This window comes from Flavobacterium flevense (assembly GCF_900142775.1).
GTDB lineage: Bacteria > Bacteroidota > Bacteroidia > Flavobacteriales > Flavobacteriaceae > Flavobacterium > Flavobacterium flevense.
Genome location: NZ_FRCC01000017.1, coordinates 25,500 through 47,011 on the forward strand (window position 1 = coordinate 25,500; position 21,512 = coordinate 47,011).

The following is a 21,512-nucleotide window of genomic DNA, read 5'->3' on the forward strand; positions in this document are numbered from 1 at the left end:
GGCATTAAAACATCCCTACTCTATTTTCCAACAACTCCAAATATTTCTCTTTCATTACATCAGAAAGAAAAGAGATTTCAAGTAGTCCTTTCCATTTTGGAATCACTTGTTCCATTTGATTTAAAATTGTTGATACCGTTTTGTCATTAAGCTGTAATCTATCTTTCGCATAATAATCAACAAAATCAGTTGCTTTTAGGTTACTTTTTTTCCCCTTCAAGCTCAGTGCAATTTCTTCTTCAGGATTTTTAATAGCTATCGTAGAGTTTAGAAAATCATATACAGGAGTTAGCGTTGTTTTACCATTTTTGGTAATCAACGAAAAGTTTTTCAAATGCATGTCTTCATTTCCGGTCACATAACAAAAAAGAATTCTTTTAAAAAAATATGCTTTTTCGATAGCTGGAAAAGAACAAAATTCGTCAAGCACAGGAATCAATTTCTCCATTGTAAAACGGTATTTTGTATCTCGTGTATTTGCTGTCAATTGGGCAAAGTCTTCTGTTGCTAATTTTTTTCCTTTACCATAACGATCAAAACGCTTAATAAAATAAGACAAACTACCATCCTTAGCATATACCATCCCGTGAAAAGGAACTTCTAAACCAAATACCTTAGCCATTCGCATGGTCACATCTTCATTTTCTGGTAATTGTGGAAACAAGTCATTCTGTGGCTTTATAATGTAAGTTCCAAATTGGTCCACAATTTTAAATTCCTGATCTACTATCGAAATAGCTGCACTAAGCTTTGGTTGCACTCCTTGAATAGATAACTTTTTAGCTCTGTTAGCCGCTTCCTGACGAAGTTCAACTGCCGTATAAGGCAAATCATTTAAATAAGTCAATTTAGGTGTTATCATTCGAAGTCCTTTTTCACTGTATTTATTCGTTCCGCACAATTCATATGTTATTGGACATCTATTCATCTTCTAACAATTTAACCGTTACTGCTCCTACTAAATCATTCCCTGTGGCTATCAGTTGGGAGAAATAATCCATTTTATCAATTTTTGCAATGCGTAATAAACCTTCTAGCATAATACCTTCAGGTAACAAACCTTCAAAAAACGGAGGAAATGATTTATAACTGTATTTTATGTGATTTACAGGCATGGTTAATGAAACCGCTTCACCTTGATAATTTTCATCATACTCAAAATAATATTCGTTAGCGTTCATTTCTGTTAAAATTCCTGCTCTGTTTCCATGTGCATATACAATTGCCTGTCTCATAATTATTTATTTAATGGACTTTTGAATTCTATTTTAATATTCAGTACTCTGAGTACTGCCAATAGATTGTTCCAACGAACCGTTTCTTTATTTTTTTCAATATCAAAAATAGTCGTTTTCCCTATTCCTGCTAAGTTGGCTAATTCAAGTTGAGTCAATCCGGCTTTTTTTCGATGCTCTTTAATAAAAGCTCCTAAATCAAAATCATCCATTTTTTACTGTTTTTACGGTAAAAATAATCATTTTACAAATACAAAAGTATATTTTCATTTAAACAACATGATATTACTGCTATAACGGTAATAAAATGATTAAAAATAGTATTTGACCTTGCAGAAATGAACAAATAACTTAAATTACTGTTATTGCGGTAAAATTAAGATGTAGTATCAAAATTAGAAAGGTCAATACAAAAATATAAACAAAATTGTTTATATTTGTATTATGAATATTTTAATAGAAAAATACAAAGGTATCCACCCTGGAATAATATTGGAACGCTTACTTAAGAAAAAAGCGATTTCACAGCGTCCTTTTGCCCTCTCTATTGGTGAACATCCGCAAACATTAAATGCAATTACTAAAGGCAAAAGAAAACTCAATATCGCTCTGGCTTTGAAAATTGAAGAAAAACTAAGTTTAGAAGAAGGATCTCTTGCTCTTCTACAAACCTATTTTGATATTAAGGAAGAAAAAAGTAAAGCAAAACAAAATACTCCAGACTTAACTCTTTTAAGGAAATCTTTATTTTGGGATACAGACATTTCTAAAATTGATTGGCAAAAAAAAAGTATAGCCGTTATTAAACGGGTATTTGAACGTGGTAATGCTATTGAAATGGAAGAAATTAAACGTTTCTATAAAAGTGATCAAATAAAAAAAGCACTTGATCAAACAGTTCGTAAACCATACACTATTTATAAAAACAAAGAAAATACATAATGCTATATTATAATACTGTAAACGATTTATTGAAAAACAGTTTAATAAAATTAATGCAATCTGATGTATTCAATGATTTTAGGCTTGTTGGCGGTACGGCATTGAGTTTACAAATAGGTCACAGAGAATCGATTGATATTGATCTATTTAGTGATTCAGAATATGGAACATTAGATTTTAATTCTATTGAAAACTATTTAAAAGCAAACTTTGAATATGTAGATTTTTTGAATACAATTCCAGCAATGGGAAAATCCTATTTTATTGGAGAAAATAAACAAAATACGGTTAAGTTAGATGTATATTATACTGATACTTATATCCAACCTTATGTTGAAGTTGATGGTGTTAGAATGGCAACTATTGAGGAAATTATTGCAATGAAAATAGATGTTGTACAACGAGGAGGAAGAAAAAAAGACTTTTGGGATTTGCATGATTTATTACAATCATACAATATCAATCAAATGTTAGATTTACACCAGCAAAGATACCCCTACACACATGATAGAGATTTAATAATCCAAAACTTCACATCCTTTGAACAAGCTGATGAAGATTTCAATCCAATTTGTTTTAAAGGTAAATATTGGGAATTTATCAAAGAAGATTTTGAAGAAGTCATTAATGAGTTTAAAAAGACATAATTTCTTTTTGACACCTTTAATATAGTTTTTCTATTAAGAAACGTACTCCTATTGTACACCTCCACCCTTACAAACCCTTTAAAAATAAGGATTATTACATATTGTATCAGGAAATAAATAAATTTGCGGTTATAAATATCAGCTACCTTTAAATCATTAACTTGTCTGAATGTCCTAGCATGGTACTTCTCCCTATTTTCAATAATTAAAAACAAATCTAATCCTAATCATCGTCTGAATCAAAAAAAGTATCAGGATCAAAGGGAATATCATCATCCGGATCTTTATCATGGGCGCTTACTCCTGGCGGATTAAACAAACCCCATCTGTCAATGATATAATTCCATTGATCAAAACCGGCAACCCAATCTATAAAGAGTAATCTGAATTCTTCAATTTCAGCACGGAGTAAATCAATATAATCTTTATCTGAAATTGTTTCTTCATAGTGTAAACTTCCCGCTTGAACGTATAATTCACGTGCAGCTTTCCTGATAATGGTAGCATTTTCCATTTTTAAATCATATAAACCTATCCCGGCAACTCCTGCAATTTTAGCAGGAATTAAAAAAGCATTTTCCATCATAAACCGAACAGTCGTTTCCTGTAAAAACGCATTGTCTTTAGGCACTATTTCTGCCAGACCCATCGTGATTTTCAGGATCTGTTCTGCCTTTTGGTACAAAGGCATTTGCTTTAAATCATTGTGTTGAGACATTGTATTTTATTTAAATTTTTCACTACTATAACGCTAAAAGCAGGGCTTTTACTGCATCATTTTACAAACAATAAATTGGATTTCTATCTTATAGTTGAATGACTCCTATTTTTTATTAATCGTAAAATCAAAAATCAGCTTTATCGACAATTTACCTCCCAAAACCCTTTTAGAAGCAAAGGTGTAAGGAAGTGATTGTGGCCCTAAGGCATCGGCTTTTTTGAATTTAGTTCCAATGGCCGGAATTCCATTCATAAATGAAATAGCACCAGCAGAATGGGAAACGGTACTTTTAGCCGGATCAGGAGCTTCTTGCGGATTATATAATTTTAAAAACAAATCATCTGATTGAGAATATACTTTGAATGTTTTCCCTTCGCTTAACGAAAATTCAGCCCAGTATAAATTCGAATAATACCCCTTAAATTCAGGATATTCAAAACCGGAATGTCCTGTAATAGTATTATTAAAAGTTTTTTCCCAAACTCCGAATTCAGCACCTTTTAGCCTGTTTTTCCAAACACGATACGGACCATTTGCCATCATTTTCACTTTTACCATTTCCGATTCGGGTAGATCAAAATCAATTCCTGCTGTGTAGGTCTTGCCTTTAGGTTCATATTCCAAATCCAGTTTTAATAATCCTGATGGTTCAATGGTCCATTTGAAAGCCTGCCTGTCTTTTTCAAAAGAAACACGTATACTATGTGATAATCCTTCCGTTTCATGCTTCACGCCAGCAACAACAATTGTGTTTTCAATAATTACAGGACCATTGGTAAAAGGAATGATTCCATCCTTACGACTTACTGATTTAAGCAATCCATCTTTTTTGCCAATAGCAATTTTAACTCCATTACTTGTAATAAAAATGTATTCAGAATCGCTTTCACTGAAATTTATTTTCTCATCTATTGAAAATCTATTCAGTACTGTGGCTTCTTTTTTGGGAGTAGTCACTGCATACGTCCAATTATAAATGTTTCTTCCAAAAGGATCCGTTGCTATCAATTCTAAAGCATGGGTGTTTTTCCAGCCTTCCACTAATGGTACTTGCAATACCCCTTTTTCCATTGGTTTTAAATCTGAAATTAAAGGAGTTCCCTTGCTAACAATAATTTTTTTTCCATTTTCAGAATAATTGACCCAACGGTATTCCAATTTGCATTCGCCTAAAGAGGTAAACTGAAATCGATTTTCAATATTTAATTTTCCTTCAAATTGCGGAGTAATGTATTTCTCTTCTAATTGAATGGGAGACCAAATTTTCTTAATGGTATAAAAACTCCCCTCTTTTTCAAGATACGGCCCCACAATTCCATCAGGAGCATGATTTCCATCGGAATCTAACAGTCCTGTGTCAGTTCTTTTGATAGATTCATCTGCCAGTACCCATAAAAACCCACCTGCACTCAGTGGATGATTCCACATTTTTTGCCAGTAATCATCAAGGCCTGCACCATGACCACCATCATATAAACCATGTAAAAATTCTGTTGGAAAAAATATTTGTCGGGCTGCAAAGTGATCAAAAGCCAGATAATCATAATCAATATAATGTGATGTAACTGTTTTCTCAAAAGCTCCCCATGGGTGCAGTACTTCTCTTTTTTGAATATCAACATTTGCAAAATCCTGATCATAGGCTGTATTCCAACCACCTTCATTAGCATTATCCCATAAAATAATAGACGGATTATTCACATCTCGTTTGATCATTTCACGCAATAGCTTTTTTCCAATCTTTGTGTCGTAACTTGGTGCTTGCCATCCGCCTAATTCATTTAATACATACAATCCTAACGAATCGCAAACATTTAGTAAATGCTTATCATGTGGATAATGAGAGAATCGAATGGCGTTCATATTCATATCCTTGATGATATTTACCGTCTGTAGACTCAGTTTCTCGCTTGAAGTTCTTCCAAAATCAGGGTGAAAAGTATGACTGTTTACCCCCTTGAATTTAGTCTTCATGCCATTAACATAAATTCCATCGGCTTCACGAACTTCAACAGTTCTGAAACCTATTTTTTGCGAATATTGATGCAGCACTTTTTTTTCGCTATTCAACAACTTAAATAGTGCAATATAGCGGTGGGGATGTTCCGGTGACCATACCTTTGGATTAGAAAAAACGCCATTCACTCTTATAGAATCACCGTTTTTTATATTTTTTTGCTCAAATACTTTCTGGATATTATTTTTAAAATCTACAATAGAAACTTCAACTGAAGAAGCATTTTTGACTCCTTTTAAAAATACGTCAGCTTTAAAATCCCCATTGGCTCTGGCATCGATAGCAACCCGGTCTATATATTCTTTGGGATTAACCCGCAAATAAACAGGTCTGAAGATGCCACCAAAAATCCAGTAATCGGCATTTCGTTCCGCCTGATTTACGGATTCATTATCAGAATGTTTTTTTACCCTAACTTCTAATAAATTACTTTGTCCCAACTTTAACGCATTAGTCACATCAAATGAAAATTCATAAAAGGCTCCTTGATGGGTGCCTATAACTTTTCCATTAAGTTTCACCTCACAATCTGTCATAACCCCTTCAAAAACCAAGTCAATTTGTTTATTCTTCCAATTTTCATTTCCTTCAAAGGAAAATCGATAAAGTCCTTCTTCATTTATTCTGTCTTCAAATTTGTCATGCCCGTAATTATAGCTACCATATCCCTGCTGTTCCCAACAAGAAGGAACCTGGATGGTTTTCCATGTTTTACTATTGGCACCGGCGGTACAATAAAATTCCCATGTGGTGGTGTTATCAGCCCCTGTACCTGATAAATACTGGATAAGAGATTGCTGAGCTTGCGATTGTGCCGGCAGAAAAATTATTAGAAAAAGTAAAAAGACTTTTTTCATAGATTTTTGTATTAATATTAAAATAAAAGCTAGATTATATCAAAAAACTGTGTAATATAATTGATATTTAAATTACAACCCAAAAAACTAATTATTTAATTATAAATACTTTAAAACAAATTGTGTCAGCTTCGCCCCACTTGCCTATTTAAAGTTATATTTCTTTTCACAAATTTGCCGGCAGGAATAAGTGATTCTCTTTTTTAATTAAACATTTGTTTTATTTACTTTAGTGTAAACATTCTTTTACATATTGTGCAATTAAAACTTTATTCTTACTTTCGACAGCAAGCTGAATTTAGTGTATCTACAAAAATCGCTGTTATCTGTTTTATTTTCAAAAAAACATCCGCTTAACACATTACAACAAAATACTTTAAAATATGTACATTTGTAATTCATACACTATTTTTTTATGGAAGAAAATAAAGACATTACTATCTACGATATAGCAAGCAAATTAAATCTGGCCACATCAACTATATCGAGAGCCTTGAAAGACCACCATTCCATTAGTGAAAAAACTATAAAAAAAGTAAAAAAAACAGCCGAAGAAATGGGATATGTTCCCAATACTTTAGCAGCCGGATTACGTGGTAACAAGACTAAAACAATAGGTGTATTAATTCCTACTGTTACGCAACCTTTCTTATCTTCCCTTATTAGTGGTATCGAAATCACCGCACAAAAATCAGGTTATAATGTTATTATTATGCAATCTAATGACTCCTATGAAGCGGAAGTTAGTATGGCAAAATCATTATATGGCAGCAGAGTGAGTGGCGTTATTTGTTCTTTAGCAATGAAAACAACAGATACTTCCCATTTCCATCAATTTGTAGGCAACAATATTCCATTGGTCTTTGTAGATAGGGTTCCTAAAGATTTTAATACTTTTCGAGTAATAATTGACAACTACGCAGCCGGTTTCAAGGCTACCGAACATCTTATAGAACAAGGCTGTACCCGTATAGGTCATTTAACAGCGGGATCTAAATTTGGTAACTTATATACTGAAAGGATGCGTGGTTATACAGATGCTTTGAAAAAACATAATTTACCAACAGATAAAGAACTTATTGTAGACTTAGAATCGGTAACTTATAGCGAAGGGGTAAAAGCCAGCAACAAGCTACTCAGTTTAAAAACACCTCCTGATGGAATTTTTGCTTCAGGGGATATTATGGCGGTAAGTGCTATACAAAGTGCCAAGAAAAAGGGAATGAGAGTTCCGGAAGATATTGCAATTATTGGTTTCAACAATGACCCCATTTCTGAAATTATTGATCCTAATTTATCTACGATTACTCATCCGGCAGCAAAAATGGGACAAATTTCTGCCGAAATTATTTTAAAAAATATTAAGTCGCCTAAAAAAGAAGATGTTAAAGAAATCACTTTTCTAAATACCGAAGTGCTAATCAGGGAATCATCTAAAAGGAAATAATTAAAACAAAAAAACTCATTGACAAGATTATCAATGAGTTTTTTTGTTTGATTCTGATTTTATTTTTTCACCTCAAAAGGACTTGCTGGCAATCCCTCTTTTGAAAATAAATTGGCATCAGCCGGATTGTTATCCCAGGCATATCGCACCATAATGGGATTAGGAACTTTTTCATTCCAAACCGCTACTTTATTACCAATTAATTTCGCTTTTGCCCAAACAAAGTTTTTTCCATCATTTGAAATGGCAAAAGACTTTAATTCGTTAGCATTTTTTACTATTAATCCACCACCTGTGTTTTTGAAAGTAATGATAACTTTATCTTTTTCGAATACCGTAGTCTCCGGCATGGGACTGGATGCATTCAACTCTTTTTCACCATACGCTATTTTACGGGCTAACAATGCCAAGCGATTTCCTACGTCTTCTTTGTTCAATGGATGAATGTCGTTCCATTCGCCCAAATCAATAGCAACAGCCATAGCCGTATTAGGGACACTTAATGTTTCTAATTGTGCTTGTCTTAAAACTGCCCAGTTACTTTCTCTTGGTTCTGCATAAGTTTCCATATAATTAGGCAATTGCACATATAGAAAAGGAAAATCTTCCTGCCCCCATTTTGTTCTCCAATCCTTTATTAACGCGGGTAATGTTTTAGCATACAATTTAGGATTTCCGGCATTTGATTCTCCCTGATACCACAAGACTCCTTTTATTTTCAAATGAGTTAAAGGCGCTATCATAGCGTTAAATAATCCCTTCGGTTTCCAACGGATAAATGTGGGGCCCTGTAGAGGTTTCATTGCAGCACCTAACTTGTATTTCCAGGTTCCTTTTAAATCAATGGTATCGTTGCCTACTGCCAAAAAATAAGGTTTGTCTTCTACAAATCCGCCTCTTCCGGCATTATTAATTACTCTTATCGAAATGGTGTTTTTTCCTTCCTTCAATACATCAGCATTCACATCATACCTGCGTGGCGGATATTGGTAACTGGTAGTTCCAATCATTTGGTCATTTACATAAATAAAATCCTGATCTACAATGCGTCCCATAAATAATTTAGCCGGTTTACCCACCATTGCTTTTGGGACTTCAATTTCTTTGCGAAACCAGACTACGCCATTTACATTTCCTAATGAAGTATCAGCCCAATAATTGGGTATTTGCATGGTATCCCAATCTTTATCGTAAGTGCCTGCCAGATCCCAATGATTCTCTAAACCTAAATCGGTTTTATTCAATACATCATACCAGTCATCATTTCGTTTTTTATCACCAGCTTCAATTTCCTGGATTAACGCTTTATTTTTAAACTTTTGACTTTCCTGATACGCTTCCGGAAAAGCCTTTAAAGCATCATCACTCAACCAGGATTCTATTGGAGAACCACCTAATGCTGAATTTATAATTCCTATTGGAATCTGTTGTTTTTCATAAATTGCTTTGGCAAAAAAATAAGCCACTCCGGAAAACTCCAGCACAGTTTTAGGATCTGCCGAAACCCACTTTCCGGCATCTAAGTCTGTTTGTTCTTTATTAAAATCATATTTATCAGGTACTAAAAATTGTCGGATATTTGAGTTTTCAGCATTCTTGATTACAGCATCATATTTTTCTTTTAAGCGTTCCATGGGCAACTCCATATTAGATTGTCCGGAACATATCCAGACATCTCCAAACAGAATATCTTTTACCCGGATTTCATTAGTTGCCCTAAAAACCATTTCATAAGGGCCACCGGCATTTTGAGCCGGTAACTGAATATTCCAGTTTCCTTCCGCATCCGCTTTTGCAGTATATATTTTAGTTTTAAATTCTAATTTAATGGATTCATTTGGCGCAGCCCAACCCCAAATTTTTACTTTTTCATTTCTTTGCAAAACAACACCATCACTAATTAATTTAGGAAGTTTAATTTGAGAAAGAATAATATTAGATGGAATGAAAAGCAGAACAATTAGTGCAATTTTTAATTTATTCATTTTGTATGTTTTTATTTTCATAAAAGCTTTGAATTGCCTCCAGCTTTAGACGGAGAAATAGAATTAAGAATTGAATTCATTGGCTTTAGCCAAAATTATTTTTCTTTTGGCTAAAGCCAATTTCATATTTATTTTACTCCAGCTAAAGCTGGAGGCAATTCAAAGTTCTATTAACTATTTCACATTAATTATAACTTCAGCCATTTGTGGCGCACCCAGTTCAAAACTTCTTTTCATAGGACTGGAACCTCCTGCATAAATTTTAAAATCTCCCGATTCTATGATTTTAGAACCATCATTTTTTACCATTTCAAAAGCTTTTGGAGTCAACTGAAAAGAAACTTCTTTAGATTCATTGGGTTCTAATACAATTCGTTTCATAGCATTCAACTGAAAATTAGGAACATCCACTGAAGCTTTTAAATCGGAAACATACAGCTGTACCACTTCTTCTGATTTCACTTTTCCTGTGTTGGTTACTTTTACGGTGACTGTTACATCCTCTTTTTTAGAAATATTTTTTGAAGAAGCTTTTATATCACTATACGAAAAAGTGGTATAACTCAATCCAAAACCAAAAGGATACATGGGGTCAACATTCATATATTTATAGGTTCTGCCTTTCATAGAATAATCTTCAAAAGGAGGTAATTGTGCTAATGATTTAGGAAAAGTAATCGGTAATTTCCCCGAAGGTGCTACTTTGCCAAAAAGGATATCCGCTACTGCATTTCCGCCTTCCTCTCCCGGATACCAAACAAGTAAAACAGCATCGGCCAGTTCTTGTACTTCGGATAAATTGATAGGACTTCCTCCGGTAACAATTGCTACTATTGGTTTCTTATTTTCCGGTTTTTTATCGGCTGTTTTTCTTAAATCTCTTAGGTATTCGATTTGATTAGCAGGTAAATCATAATTTAATCGATCTCCGGCAGAATCAGAATCTATAGAATCGCCCTCTTCGCCTTCTAAAGTACTTGAAACTCCTAAAACAACAATGGTTACATCACTGTTTCCTGCATTTCCGGTAGCATAATTAATTGGATTTATAGAAGGTTTATTCAGCATAGCTCCTAATCGGTATTCTAACTTACTTTCCGGTTTTATAGCCGCAGTAATTCCTTCTAAAATAGTTACCATATTTGGATTGATACCATAATAATTTCCTAAAAGTACTTCGATACTGGAAGCATTGGGACCGGTAACAAAATATTTTTGAAGATCATTTTGAAGAGGCAAAATTCCATTATTTTTTAACAAAACCATACTTTTTTGCGCCACTTCTCTGGCTAATGCTCTGTGCTCTTTACTGTTCACTACTTCATACGAAATAGCATCATAAGGATTGCTTCCTACTTTGTCAAACAAGCCCAACTTAAATCTTGTTTTTAAAAGGATTGCTAATTGTGCATCTATTTCTTTCTCTGTAATCAAACCTTTCTTTACAGCTTCCGGTAAAGCATCATAAGAGCTTCCGCAGTTCAGGCTAACGCCACTTTTGACTACAAGAGCAGCACCTTCGGCCTTAGTAGCAACAACGCCGTGTCCTCCTTTACCTTTAGCAGTATAATAATCACTTATAGCTCCACAATCTGTTACTACATGTCCTTTAAAACCCCATTGTTTTCTTAAAACATCTGTAATTAAATATTTATTAGAACAACAAGGTTCCCCATTCGTACTATTATAAGCACACATCACCGACTCTACTTTAGCCTCTTCGACTAAAGATTGAAAAGCAGGTAAATACGTTTCCCATAAATCTTTAGGAGTCGCTTCGGCATTAAACTCGTGTCTTACTTTTTCAGGACCGCTGTGTACGGCAAAATGTTTGGCACAAGCCGCCGTTTTTAGATAATTGGGATTATCGCCTTGTAGACCTTTTACAAATGAAGTTCCTATTTTAGAAGTCAAAAAAGGATCTTCTCCATACGTCTCCTGTCCTCGTCCCCATCTTGGATCTCTGAAAATATTGATGTTTGGAGTCCAAAATGTCAGTCCTCCATATTGTGTATGATACCCCTTAGCATTAGTGACATTATACATAGCTCTTGCTTCATCGGATATTACTGAAGAAACCCGATAGGCTAAATCACTGTCAAAAGTAGCTCCCAGACCAATTGCCTGAGGGAAAACAGTAGCAACTCCTGAACGTCCCACTCCATGTAAAGCTTCATTCCAATAGTCGTAAGGCTTAATGTTTAATCGTTCAATTGCCGGAGTACTATTCATCATTTGAGCCGCTTTTTCTTCTAAAGTCAGCCTCGAAATTAAATCTTGTACGCGTTCGTCAATGGATAAAGAAGTATTATAAAAAGCCATGGACTGACTGTTTTTATTTTTTGTTTGTGCCACAGAATGAAGATGAACAACTAATAATAAAACTAAAACGGTGTATCTGGAAATATCCCTCATAAATATTGATTTAATTGATTTTTAATATTTTTTTTACGAATATAAAAAAAACACAGTAAAATTTTTTTTATATATTCTAATGTTTTACTTTTACGCAACCGATTGCAAATATACAGGAAAAAAAATTATATTTACAAAAATTTTAAAATCGGTGGAAATCGACTAAAAAAACCAGAAACCTATTTCTATAAAATATTTATAAATGTCACTACAATTTCAAAAAAGATGTAATTACCAAAAAGCAATTTTATACGTACTTATGCTTTTGGGTATTCAAACATTGACAGCACAAAAAGATTATAAATTATGGTTACAATATAATAAGGTAACAAATTCCAAAATTCTTAATGAATATCAATCTGCTATTAAAGGGATTCATGCTTTTGGAAAATCCGAAACTATTGCAATTGCAAACAAAGAATTACAACAGGGTTTAAGTGGTTTGCTGGGTCATGAAATCAATTCGTCAACTAATGAAAACACTACTAATACATTAGTATTAGGAACTGTGAACCAACTTTCAACAGTTTTACAACAAAATACGAAAAAGGAAACAGCATCTATAAATAATGAAGGTTTTGTTATTAAAACCATCCAATCAGGAAATAAAAAACAAATTCTGATTACAGCAAAAACAGATACAGGAGTTTTATATGGCGTATTTCATTTTTTAAAACTACTTCAAACCAACCAATCTATTGAAAATTTAGCAATAACTGATTCACCACGAATAAACATCAGAATGCTGAATCATTGGGATAATTTAGACCGAACAGTAGAACGAGGATATGCCGGATTTTCACTTTGGAATTGGCAAAAACTTCCTGAATTTATTGATCAGCGTTATATCGATTATGCCCGTGCCAATGCATCTATTGGTATCAATGGTACTGTTATTAATAATGTAAATGCCAATGCTTTGATACTAACACCACAGTATTTAGAAAAAGTGGAGGCTTTAGCCAAAGTGTTCCGACCTTATGGAATAAAAGTATATTTAACGGCTCGTTTTTCCGCTCCTATTGAAATTGGGAAACTTAAAACTGCCGATCCTTATGATGTTGAAGTACAAAAATGGTGGAAAGACAAAGCGGCTGAAATTTATGCTCGAATTCCTGATTTTGGTGGATTCTTAGTAAAAGCCAATTCAGAAGGTCAGCCCGGACCACAAAATTACGGTCGAAATCACGTAGATGGCGCTAATATGCTTGCTGATGCTGTGGCTCCGTTTGGAGGAATTGTGATGTGGAGAGCTTTTGTGTATTCAGAACATGACGCAGACGACCGCGCCAAACAAGCCTATAGTGAATTTGTTCCTTATGATGGGAAATTCAGAGATAACGTAATTGTTCAGGTAAAAAACGGAGCGATCGATTTTCAACCCCGCGAACCTTTTCATCCCATGTTTGGCGCTATGCCTAAAACACCTTTAATGATGGAATTCCAAGTTACTCAGGAATATCTCGGTTTTAGTACTCATTTAGTTTATTTACCTAAACTATATCAGGAAGTTTTAGAATCGGACACCTATAGTAAAGGGAAAGGTTCTACTGTTGCCAAAATAATTGACGGAAGTTTAGACAACCATAAAATTACAGGAATAGCCGGAGTGGCTAATATTGGGAATGACCTTAACTGGACAGGACATCCATTTGCGCAAGCTAATTGGTATGGATTTGGACGACTGGCATGGAATCCCTATGAAGATTCGAAAACTATCGCTGAAGACTGGTTACGAATGACTTTTTCGAACGAAGAAAAATTCATTAAGCCGGTAAAAGAAATGATGCTGGAATCCAGAGAAGCAGTTGTTAATTACATGACACCGTTAGGATTACACCATATTATGGATACCGGTCATCATTATGGTCCGGGACCGTGGGTGAGTAATTTATCCAGACCCGAATGGAATCCAACGTATTATCACAAAGCTGATAAAAACGGAATAGGATTTGACCGCTCATCAACTGGAAGCAATGCAACGGCACAATATGCTCCCGAAGTAGCTAAAATGTTTGATAATACAGCAACTTGTCCGGAAAAAGATTTGTTATGGTTTCATCATCTCTCCTGGGATTACAAATTAAAAAACGGGGAAACTCTTTGGAATTCCTTAGCATTGAAATATCAGGAAGGCGTTAATCAGGTAGCTGCAATGAATACCACCTGGAATACAATGGGAAATTATGTAGATGAAGTACCATTTAAAGAAGTTCAAATGTTGCTCAACATTCAGCATAAAGAAGCCAAATGGTGGCGTGATGCCTGCCTGTTGTATTTTCAACAATATTCGGGTAAAGAATTACCCAAAGGAGTTGAAAAACCAACACAAACATTGAGTTATTTTAAATCATTAAAATTTCCATTTGCACCCGGGAATTAATAAAAGAAAACAGCGTAAATAATGAAAGTTTCTATTCAAAAAAGTACATTTTTAGGACTATTATTCTTTTCAATAGTTAATATTGGCTATGCCATAAATCCAAATAAATATGTAACTAATAAATCTTCTAAAGAAAGTTTTCCTTTGGCTTCCAATGGAAAAGCAGCTTCTCTATTGGTAAGTGATATGGACTTTCCGGGAGTGTTGCGTGTGGTGAATCATCTTCAAAATGATATTCGTTTAGTGACTACTATTTCACCAACAATTACTAATAAAATAGCTGCCGAAAACTACGTTGTAATTATTGGTACCTTAGGTAAAAATCCCATTATTGATCAATTAGCCCGGGAAGGAAAAATTGATGCCAGTGCACTGCAAGGGAAATGGGAAAAATTCACCACTCAAATTGTCAATAACCCTATTGCAGGAGTACAAAAAGCATTAGTTATTGCAGGATCGGACAAAAGAGGAACTATTTACGGGATTTATGATCTTTCTAATCAAATAGGTGTTACTCCATGGTATTTTTGGGCTGATGTTCCGGCAAAAAAACAATCGGAACTGCATGTTCTTCCTGGTGTCCACACACTTGGAGAACCAAAAGTAAAATATCGTGGCATTTTTATCAACGATGAAGCTCCCGCTCTTACCGGTTGGGTTCGTCAGAATTACGGAAAATTTAATGCTAAATTCTACGATACCGTTTTTGAATTAATCCTTAGAATGAAAGGCAATTATTTATGGCCAGCCATGTGGGGAGAAAAATTTTATGCCGATGATCCTCAAAACGGAATTCTGGCTGACGAATACGGAATTGTTATGGGAACTTCTCATCACGAACCTTTAGCGAAAGCGCATCAAGAATGGAATAAGTCTGTTAATGGAGTATGGGATTTTAATAAAAATCCGGAAGGTTTAAAGAAATTCTGGACAGACGGAATAGAACGAATGGGCAATAAAGAAACGCTGGTAACTATAGGTATGCGAGGTGATGGTGACGAGCCTATGACTGAAGGCACAGCAATTGAACTTTTAGAAAACATTGTTAAAACACAACGTGAAATTATAACCACTGTTACTAAAAAACCGGCTGAACAAACCCCACAAATTTGGGCTTTGTACAAAGAAGTTCAGGAGTATTATGACAAAGGAATGAAAGTACCTGATGATGTTACTTTATTACTATGTGACGACAACTGGGGAAATTTAAGAAAATTACCTGCACTGGATGCAAAACCCAGAAAAGGTGGCTATGGAATTTACTATCACTTTGATTATGTGGGAGGTCCCAGAAGTTACAAATGGATTAATACCAACCAAATTGAACGTACTTGGGAACAAATGCACCTGGCTTACGAGCATGGTGTCGATAAAGTTTGGATTGTAAATGTGGGTGATATAAAACCAGTTGAATTTCCTATAGAATTCTTTTTAGATTATGCCTGGAATCCGGAATACTGGAACGAAACGAACTTAAATGACTATTATTTCCAATGGGCAAAGGATAATTTTGGAGGACAAAATACCGAAGAAATTGCTCATCTGTTAAAGATGTATTCTAAATACAATGCCAATAGAAAACCGGAATTATTAGATCCTTCCAGCTATAGTTTAATCCATTATAACGAAGCGGAAAATGTAGTTTCAGACTATAATAAATTGGCTCAAAAAGCCAAAGAAATCAATGAACAGCTTCAACCGGAATATAAAGATGCTTTTTATCAGTTGCTTTTATATCCTATTCTGGCCAGTGCTAATTTGAATGAATTGTATGTTACTACAGCAAAAAACAATTGGTATGCCAGTCAAGGAAGAGCTGCAACCAATGAATATGCCGAAAAAGTAAAAACATTATTCGATAAAGATGCGGAACTTTCGACATACTATAATAAAACCATGGCAAATGGAAAATGGAACCATATGATGTCACAAACACATATTGGATATAAAAATTGGCAAGATCCAAGAACTAACATAATTCCAAAAACTACCACTATTGAAGTCCCTGTTAAAGCTGAATTAGGTGTTGCAGTTGAAGGATCTACAAAATGGTGGCCAGAAGCTACAGAAGCGGCTACATTACCAAGCTTTAATGCTACTGAAAATATTACTTCTTATATCGATATTTTCAACAGAGGAACGACGTCTTTTGATTTTAAAATTACATCAAAATCAAATTGGATACAATTTTCTAAAACCAAAGGAAGTATTGATAAACAGGAAAGAATCATAGTGCAAATAGATTGGAAAAAAGCACCTAAAGGCAGTCAAACGGCTGTTGTAATGGTATCTGGAGCAGGCAAGAATATTCCAATCACTATCAAAATAAATAATTCAAAAGCAGAAAATGCTAAAGGATTTATTGAAAACAATGGATTTATCGCTATAAATGCAGTGAATTTTTCTAATAAATACGAACCGGAAGCTTTTAAATGGAAGGTGGTAGCTAATTTAGGAAAAACGGATGGAGCAGTTATTTCATCGCCTGTTAAAAAAGGCAGAGTGGAACTGAATGAAAATGCTCCAAAACTATCGTATAATGTTCATTTTAAAACCCCGGGAAAAGTAAAAGTGCAGTTGCATTTTTCTCCTACTATTCATTATTCTATCAGAGAAGGAATGTATTACGGATTATCATTCGATAAAGAAAGTCCGGTTAAAGTAAACTACGCCTCAGATCCTGTAATTTTTGATTATAATGGAAAAGTGACAAAAAACTGGGATAAAAATGTTACTGACAACATCAAGGTTATAACAACCGAATTTAAAATTGATAAAGCAGGAAATCATACTTTAAATTACTATCGAATGGATGAAGGCCTGGTACTTCAAAAAATTATTATCGAAACAGAAAAAAGCGAATTAAAACCAACGCTATTGGGTCCTGCTGAAAGTATAAACATCAAAAATTAATCAAAAAATATAAAAATCAAGTATATGAAATCAACCAAAACCTTTCTGTTGTTTTTCTCTGCTGTAATTGCTTTAAGCAGTTGCAATAATAAAATCAATACAAAATCAACCGGAAACACTTCGCTTAAAGACGCTTATAATGGTGACTTTTACATGGGAACAGCCTTAGATATTAATCAAATTCAACAGAAAGATCCTAAAGTGACTCATTTAATTTCGAAAGAATTTAATAGCATTACTCCCGAAAACATTATGAAATCGATGTTTCTTCAACCGGAAGAAAATAAGTTTGATTTTGATGTCAGTGATCAATATGTAGCTTTTGGGCAGAAACACAAAATGTTTATTCACGGGCACACCTTAGTATGGCATAGCCAATTAGCTCCATGGATGACAAAAATAAAAGACAGTGCAAGCATGGCTAAAATGCTAACCAATCATATTACTACGGTGGTAAAAAAATACAAAGGAAAAATTGATTCCTGGGATGTAGTTAATGAAGCGCTTAACGAAGATGGAACTTTAAGAAAATCGGTTTTTTTAAAAACGTACGGAAAAGATTTTATTACGCATGCCTTTAAAACAGCAGCTGCAACAGACTCAAAAGTAGAATTATATTATAATGATTATAACTTATGCAATGCTAAAAAAAGACAAGGAGCTGTTGAGCTGGTAAAAAACCTTCAAAAAAACGGAGCTAAAATTGACGGAGTTGGAGAACAAGGACATTGGCATTTAGACAGACCAACTCTTGAAGAAATAGAAAAAACCATTCTGGATTTTTCTGCTCTGGGAGTAAAAGTATCTTTTTCTGAATTAGACATTTCTGTACTTCCAAGTCCTTATGGGCTACAAGGTGCTGAAATAAGCCAAAGATTTGAAAATAATGAAAGAATGAATCCTTATCCTAAATCTTTACCGGATTCTATGCAGGTTAAACTCGCTCAACGCTATAACGATATCTTTAAATTGTTTTTAAAACATAAAGATAAAATAAGCAGAGTAACATTTTGGGGGGTTAATGACACTCAGTCCTGGTTAAACGATTTTCCTATCAAAGGAAGAACCGATTATCCTTTATTATTCGATGCTAATTTGCAACCAAAGAAAGCCTATGAAAGTGTGATGTCTTTGAAAGTAAAAAAATAAATCTATCTACTTAATACAAAATAATTAAATGACTTCTACTTCACAAAAATTATCCATAAAAGAAAAAATTGGATATAGCTTAGGAGACTTGGCTGCAAATCTGGTGTTTCAAACCCTGATGACTTATCTGGCTTATTTTTACACCGATATTTATGGCTTATCACCCACCCATTCCTCTATAATTATGTTAGTGGTAGGGCTAATTGCTGCCTTTATTTTTAATCCAATTATTGGAGCAATTGCTGATAGAACCACCAGCAAATGGGGAAAATTTCGTCCCTGGATTTTATGGACTTCAATTCCATTAGGAGTCGTTGCTTTATTAGCTTTTAGTACTCCCAATTTTTCTTATGAAGGAAAAGTAATTTATGCGGTAGTAACCTATTCCTTTTTGTTATTGCTTTATGCTGCCAATAATTTACCCTATTCTGCTTTGAGCGGAGTAATTACGGGAGATATGTCCGAACGAAACAGCCTTTCCTCCTACCGCTTTGTTGCGGTAATGTTTGCTCAGTTTTTTGTACAGGTATTTATGTTAGGTATTATTAAAAGTGCCGGAAATGGAGATAAAGCCATTGGTATCGAAAAAGTAATGACAGTACTGGCTATTGTAGGGACGATCATGCTGTTGATTACCTTTTTTACCACTAAAGAACGTATTGTACCAAAACCGGAACAAAAATCAAGTGTCAGTGAAGATTTAAGAGATTTGGTAAAAAACAAACCCTGGTTAATAATGCTAACACTTACCACATTAGTATTTATTACGTTAGCCTTAAAAGGAGGTTCTTATGTGTATTATTTTGAAAATTACGTTGACAAAAAACAATTAGCCACCTTTATTAAACCAATATTGGATTTTCTTTCTTCCGTAGGTTTAAACCATTTTGGCGATGATCCTATTTCCGCCGGATTTGGCTTGTTTAATGCCGGAGGTATTATTTTCATGATTGTAGGTATAACATTGTCAAAAAACTTAGCTGATAAATATGGAAAAAGAGACATTTTTGGACTTTTCCTATTCATCTCTACGCTGTTTATTATTGCCTTTTATTTCTATCCTCCGCAATCGGTTTCTTTAATGTTTGTTTCTCAAATATTACATGGTTTTTTCTACGGAATTACGATTCCTATTTTATGGGCCATGATTGCTGATGTTGCCGATTATTCGGAATGGAAAAACAACCGTCGTGCTACCGCTATCATTTTCTCGGCCATGATGGTGGGATTAAAAGCGGGTTTAAGTATTGGCGGAGCCTTAACCACATCCCTATTAGGACTTTTTAACTATGTTCCTAATTCATTACAACAGCCGGAAAGCGCTATTAACGGAATAAAATTATTAGTGAGCATCTTTCCTGCCATTCCATTCCTTATTGGTGTTGGCTTATTATTTTTCTATGAAATCAATAAAAAAATGGAAAATCAAATAGAATCCGATTTAAAACACAGACGATCATAATTACATAACACAAACACAAATACTAAAAATAACAATATGCCAGAAGAAAGTATCGAACATATAGATTTCAAAGAATTAGTAAAAAAATCTATATCGCAACCACTAGTATCCCATATATATACGGCTGATCCGTCCGCTCATGTATTCAATGGAAAAATATATATTTATCCATCTCATGATATAGATGCCGGGATTCCTTTTAATGATAATGGAGATCATTTTGGGATGGAAGATTATCACGTTATCTCTATGGATAGTATTAACTCTGAAGCAAAAGATAACGGGGTGGCATTGCATGTAAAGGATGTTGCCTGGGCTGAACGCCAAATGTGGGCTCCCGATGCTGCACATAAAAATGGAAAATATTATTTTTATTTCCCTGCCAAACGTGCAGATGGTATTTTTCAGATAGGAGTTGCTATTGGCGATTCACCAACCGGACCTTTTATACCTGAAAAAGAACCAATAAAAGGAAGCTACAGTATTGATCCAGCCGTTTTTGAAGATGAAGATGGCAAGTATTATATGTATTTTGGAGGAATCTGGGGAGGACAACTGCAAAAATACCGAAACAATACGTATGCTGAAGAAAATGAAGAGCCTACTGAAAACCAAGTCGCTTTAGGACCAATTGTGGCAATGCTTTCAGATGATATGAAAGAATTTGCGGAAACTCCAAAAGAAATTAAAATTTTAGATAAAGAAGGAAATGAACTTTTAGCAGGTGACCATAATTGTCGCTTTTTTGAAGGTCCGTGGCTTCATAAATACAATGGAAAATATTATTTTTCCTATTCAACAGGTGATACTCATTTTATTTGTTATGCCACAGGAGATAGTCCTTATGGCCCTTTTACCTATCAGGGAATTATCTTGGAACCAGTAGTGGGATGGACTACTCATCATTCCATTTGTGAAGTAGAAGGAAAATGGTATTTGTTTTATCACGATTCTTCGTTGTCCGAAGGAATAACTCATTTAAGATCTATTAAAGTAACCGAAATCACTTATAAGGAAGACGGTACAATAGTTCCTGTAAATGCGTATCAGGAATAAATTTTAAAATAAAAAACACTTACATAATTGTTTCCTCCTTTTTAGTCATTGCTTTTACTAAATAACTATTAAATAAAAATTTCGATAAAAGCATTCGTTATAAAAATTGAATAGTACGTTTTTTTTTGAAACTATCTGTCCAAAATAATTTTATAAAGTACATCTAAAAAGAATTAATAATATAACACAATGAAACCTAACACTCAACAATTAAACGATTTAATTATCCAAGTAAGAAGAGACATCCTTCGAATGGTACACGCTGTTAATTCAGGGCATCCGG

Annotated in this window: 15 protein-coding genes and 1 pseudogene; 9 read left to right on the forward strand and 7 right to left on the reverse strand. The window is 34.2% G+C overall.

The features are described 5' to 3' along the window. Positions 1-4 precede the first annotated feature (4 nt). Genes BUB89_RS17160 through BUB89_RS17170 form a run of 3 tightly spaced genes read right to left on the reverse strand, consistent with a single transcriptional unit; the run spans position 5 to position 1,447 of the window. Positions 5-928: a HipA domain-containing protein gene (locus BUB89_RS17160; RefSeq protein WP_073247364.1), complete on the reverse strand. Its 924-nt coding sequence runs from the start codon at positions 926-928 to the stop codon at positions 5-7. Continuing rightward, positions 921-1,235, reverse strand: a complete 315-nt coding sequence (locus tag BUB89_RS17165; protein ID WP_073247366.1) for a HipA N-terminal domain-containing protein — start codon at positions 1,233-1,235, stop codon at positions 921-923. Before BUB89_RS17165 ends, BUB89_RS17160 begins: the two co-directional genes overlap by 8 nt. Positions 1,236-1,237: 2 nt before the next feature. Next, positions 1,238-1,447, reverse strand: coding sequence for a helix-turn-helix domain-containing protein (locus BUB89_RS17170; protein WP_073247368.1), 210 nt, complete (start codon positions 1,445-1,447; stop codon positions 1,238-1,240). A gap of 232 nt (positions 1,448-1,679) precedes the next feature. Here BUB89_RS17170 and BUB89_RS17175 point away from each other — a divergent pair, with 232 nt between their 5' ends. Beyond that, entirely contained in the window at positions 1,680-2,177 is a 498-nt protein-coding gene (locus tag BUB89_RS17175; RefSeq protein ID WP_073247370.1) for a helix-turn-helix transcriptional regulator, read from the forward strand. Then, positions 2,177-2,824 (forward strand): nucleotidyl transferase AbiEii/AbiGii toxin family protein, encoded by a 648-nt coding sequence (locus BUB89_RS17180; RefSeq protein ID WP_073247372.1) that lies wholly within the window; start codon positions 2,177-2,179, stop codon positions 2,822-2,824. The genes BUB89_RS17175 and BUB89_RS17180 overlap by 1 nt, the downstream gene beginning before the upstream one ends. Positions 2,825-3,047: 223 nt before the next feature. Here BUB89_RS17180 and BUB89_RS17185 read toward each other — a convergent pair whose 3' ends face one another. Together BUB89_RS17185 and BUB89_RS17190 are read right to left on the reverse strand one after the other, a co-directional pair. Further along, positions 3,048-3,542: a hypothetical protein gene (locus tag BUB89_RS17185; RefSeq protein ID WP_073247374.1), complete on the reverse strand. Its 495-nt coding sequence runs from the start codon at positions 3,540-3,542 to the stop codon at positions 3,048-3,050. A gap of 105 nt (positions 3,543-3,647) precedes the next feature. After that, the gene (locus BUB89_RS17190) at positions 3,648-6,419 is read right to left on the reverse strand and encodes a glycoside hydrolase family 2 protein (RefSeq protein ID WP_073247376.1); all 2,772 of its coding nucleotides are present in this window, start codon (positions 6,417-6,419) and stop codon (positions 3,648-3,650) included. Between the two features lie 415 nt (positions 6,420-6,834). On the opposite strand from BUB89_RS17190, the gene BUB89_RS17195 reads away from it, so the two are divergent. Next, positions 6,835-7,866 carry a LacI family DNA-binding transcriptional regulator gene (locus BUB89_RS17195; protein WP_073247378.1) on the forward strand — a complete coding sequence of 344 codons (1,032 nt, stop codon included), beginning with the start codon at positions 6,835-6,837 and terminating at the stop codon, positions 7,864-7,866. Positions 7,867-7,925: 59 nt separating this feature from the next. On the opposite strand, the gene BUB89_RS17200 is transcribed toward BUB89_RS17195, so the two are convergent. Both BUB89_RS17200 and BUB89_RS17205 read right to left on the reverse strand, forming a co-directional pair. Next, positions 7,926-9,851 (reverse strand): sialate O-acetylesterase, encoded by a 1,926-nt coding sequence (locus tag BUB89_RS17200; RefSeq protein ID WP_083552979.1) that lies wholly within the window; start codon positions 9,849-9,851, stop codon positions 7,926-7,928. 174 nt (positions 9,852-10,025) lie between these two features. Continuing rightward, positions 10,026-12,266, reverse strand: coding sequence for a glycoside hydrolase family 3 N-terminal domain-containing protein (locus BUB89_RS17205; RefSeq protein ID WP_083552982.1), 2,241 nt, complete (start codon positions 12,264-12,266; stop codon positions 10,026-10,028). Between the two features lie 202 nt (positions 12,267-12,468). Between BUB89_RS17205 and BUB89_RS17210 the strand changes: the two genes are divergently transcribed. The 6 genes and pseudogenes from BUB89_RS17210 to BUB89_RS18285 all read left to right on the forward strand — a co-directional run. After that, positions 12,469-14,649: an alpha-glucuronidase family glycosyl hydrolase gene (locus BUB89_RS17210; protein WP_083552985.1), complete on the forward strand. Its 2,181-nt coding sequence runs from the start codon at positions 12,469-12,471 to the stop codon at positions 14,647-14,649. A 21-nt stretch (positions 14,650-14,670) separates the two neighbouring features. Continuing rightward, positions 14,671-17,562 (forward strand): glycosyl hydrolase 115 family protein, encoded by a 2,892-nt coding sequence (locus tag BUB89_RS17215; RefSeq protein ID WP_073247380.1) that lies wholly within the window; start codon positions 14,671-14,673, stop codon positions 17,560-17,562. Positions 17,563-17,586: 24 nt separating this feature from the next. Next, positions 17,587-18,711 (forward strand): endo-1,4-beta-xylanase, encoded by a 1,125-nt coding sequence (locus BUB89_RS17220; RefSeq protein ID WP_073247382.1) that lies wholly within the window; start codon positions 17,587-17,589, stop codon positions 18,709-18,711. Positions 18,712-18,739: 28 nt separating this feature from the next. Further along, on the forward strand, positions 18,740-20,173 hold the full coding sequence (locus BUB89_RS17225) for an MFS transporter (RefSeq protein WP_073247383.1): 1,434 nt from the start codon (positions 18,740-18,742) through the stop codon (positions 20,171-20,173). A 36-nt stretch (positions 20,174-20,209) separates the two neighbouring features. Further along, complete coding sequence (locus BUB89_RS17230) at positions 20,210-21,229, forward strand: glycoside hydrolase family 43 protein (protein WP_073247385.1); 1,020 nt, start codon at positions 20,210-20,212, stop codon at positions 21,227-21,229. A gap of 189 nt (positions 21,230-21,418) precedes the next feature. Continuing rightward, positions 21,419-21,512 (forward strand): annotated as a pseudogene (locus BUB89_RS18285) (transketolase); the annotation flags it as partial.